The sequence below is a fragment of the Vibrio sp. OPT46 genome (assembly GCF_015163535.1).
Taxonomy (GTDB): Bacteria; Pseudomonadota; Gammaproteobacteria; order Enterobacterales; family Vibrionaceae; genus Vibrio; species Vibrio alginolyticus.
This window is the reverse complement of the sequence record NZ_JADDYG010000225.1, coordinates 1-2,922: the sequence shown is the minus strand read 5'-3', so window position 1 is coordinate 2,922 and position 2,922 is coordinate 1. Positions and strand designations below refer to the sequence as shown.

The window sequence follows — 2,922 nt, the reverse complement described above, 5'->3', positions numbered from 1 at the left end:
CGAAAATGACGTATATTTATCAAAATAATAGGGGTTACTATGATGAAATTAAGATTAATTTTACCTTTACTCGTGATGAGTAGCGCGCAAGCGGGGGTTGTATTTACTGAATACGAGTCAGATACAGCTTATGGTTTAAACGACATCCAATCTAAAGTCGGTTACCAAAATAAATTACCTGCTCACGAAATACTGAATGCTTTAGCACCAGCTGGTTGGCGGGTAAATATTGGACCAGGCATCTCTTCCCACCAATTAGCCTGGGTACCTTCACCTAATTGGCGCAGTGCTGTTGCTAAGATACAGGAACTAAATTCCGGTATTTATATTGTTCTAAATGAACAAGAACGAGTGTTGGCTGCATCCAAAAATCGTGAACACCTTACGTACCTTCAGACACGAACACCAAAACTCTGGACATTAGACCCTAAACTGTCACTCAAAGAGAACTTTGAGGTTTGGAATACAAAGTCCAATATCGACATTATTTGGGGCTCTAAATACGACTTCCCTGTTAAATCACGTTCGGTATTGATTGGTGACCTAACAGGAAGAGACGGAGTCTTAGATAGAGTGCTTAAGGAGACGTTAAAAACAAAAGAACCATTGTGGATTAGTTACAGCCCTGAAATTGGTGCTGCTCATATCCTAAAAGGCGGTTCTACTGAAAAAGGGACTTACCAGTGATGAACAACACATTGAAACTTAAAGCTCTCACACTAACCATTATCGCGCTTGTCAGTGGTTGTAGTACTCCTGGTAAAGATGCCAATAGAGTTGCGACAGCACAGGCAGACGCTGCCACTGAGACGATTCAAAAACACAGACTTAAACCCGGTATAGATCAGAGCGTCTACAGCGAAGACAATAATTACGTTATTCTTGGGGAACCTTTCAAGTTAAAAGAAAGGCAAGACCTTCCAGAGATTTTTCTTACCCCGAGTAAATTCATGTCATATCGCTCTAAACCCCTTAGCGACACGATTGACTATTTGAACAACAAGTATGCCTCGTATGGGGTTTACATTAGCTTTACTAGCGACGCTATCAAGTATCTTAACCAAGACTCTGGAAGTTCCAAAGCAAGCGGTGGTACAAGTGATTCTACTGGTGATGATTTAGACGTTTCGGCACTTTATACAGATACGAACAAAGGATCACTATTAGATGGCGCAAAAGTGTCTATTTCCCTGAACTTTGAAAAGCACGTTGCTTTAAAGCAAGTGTTGGATGCTATCGCAGCAAAAACCAACCTATGGTGGAAATACCAATCTGATGGTCGTGTATCCTTTTACCGACAAGAAACTAGACACTTTCGGATCGACCAATATGCTGGTAGTACAACTTTAAAATCAAGTATCAATTCGTCTACTAGCGGTGGTCAGCAAGGCGAGGGGACAAGCTCTCAAACTTCGAGTTCTCACTCATATTCATTTGACCGTGACCTAGGGAAACCAATGGACCAACTCCTCAAGGGGATTAAATCCATTGCTTCTGAAGATGCAAAAGTAGAAGTGTTACCTGCACTAAGTATGGTTGCTGTAACTGACACACCTCGAAAGCTGCGAATTGTTGAGAACTTTATTGATGAGTCAAATTCTACTGCTGGAAAGATGATCAGGCTCGATATAGAGCTATGGGAACTGATCACTACAGACGAATCAAATTACGGCATTGAGCAATCTATTAAATACGCTAAGAATGACTTCGAACTTAAAATCGATGGAGTTCCAGTTGGTGATGCAGCTAAGTTAGGTGGTTTAGGGCTGAGTATCGGTGATGGTAGCTTCAAAGGCACTGAAATGGCATTGAAGGCTCTTCAGGGTACTAAATCTCTTTCGCTTAAAAAGTCAATTACGACAACTGTACCAAACAATGATGTTATTCCAGTCCAGTTCGTAAATGAAAAGAAATATGCGGATAAAATCGACCAAAGTGTATCTGGTGATGTTGTAACACAATCTGCAAGCACAGATACAACAACAAACGGTATTGTTTTCTTAGCTTCACCACGTGTTAATTCAGATGGAACAATTGCTGTCCGTATCGTAACTGATGTAAGTACCTTAAATGCAATTGACCCACTAGAAGTTGGTAATACACAACTTCAACTAACAGACAGAACTGTTACTGCCATGGTTAGCGCTAGAAATATCCGTTCAGGCGAAACAATGGTTATGACTGGGTTCGAGCAAGTGATTGACAATGGCCAAAACCAGTCAGTTCTAGGCGATTTGCTATGGATGTTTGGTGGCAATGACTCTAATGCTAAAACACGCTCAGTGATGCTAGTAATTATAACGCCTCATATCGAAAAAGTTTAACCCAATTAGGTCCTTTTATGCAGTCACTAGAAGAACTTGGATTTGATAGGCACTACATCGGTTTAGATTGGTACGAGGTTTCAGAATCCGATAAGACCATCCATATCAAAAATCTGGTTAACAAATACGACGCTACAAATGCAGTAATTGTTGAAGGGTCAACAATTGATGATGCACCAAAATCAACAATCGGTTTCGCTCAAAGCATAACGACAAAATACTACAGCGCGGCGGCAATCGTCGCTCGCGCTATTTGTGTCGATCACCCGAATGCTTTCTTCATACAAAAGCTACCATCCGGTAAATATTGGTATCTTTTGGTAATTGATAAGTGCCCAGCTGGTGGTGAGAATGATTTGGTATTTGAAACGGTGGAAGAAGTTATCCAACAGATCTTCGACCATTATCAAATGTACGATCTTCATCACGTAAAATTACGCTATGTAGTCCCTAATGAGATAACAGAAAATATCTCAGAACTATTTGAAGAGTCACGTTCAGAGTACCAACAGCACTCATATGACGTCATATGTGAAGCTGTACCTAATGAAAAGTTCGCTCAAATTCAAACAATTGAGCAGCTACTCAACACAAACCC

3 protein-coding genes are annotated in these 2,922 nt (G+C 40.7%); all 3 read left to right on the top strand.

Translation table 11 applies throughout. The features are described 5' to 3' along the window. Positions 1–39: 39 nt before the first annotated feature. The gene (locus tag IQR33_RS09275; protein WP_025634121.1) at positions 40–687 is read left to right on the top strand and encodes a hypothetical protein; all 648 of its coding nucleotides are present in this window, start codon (positions 40–42) and stop codon (positions 685–687) included. After that, the gene (locus tag IQR33_RS09270; protein WP_025634122.1) at positions 687–2,324 is read left to right on the top strand and encodes a hypothetical protein; all 1,638 of its coding nucleotides are present in this window, start codon (positions 687–689) and stop codon (positions 2,322–2,324) included. Before IQR33_RS09275 ends, IQR33_RS09270 begins: the two co-directional genes overlap by 1 nt. A gap of 17 nt (positions 2,325–2,341) precedes the next feature. Then, positions 2,342–2,922 (top strand): type 4b pilus protein PilO2 (locus IQR33_RS09265; protein WP_193843654.1); only part of this gene is annotated, 581 nt, incomplete at its 3' end.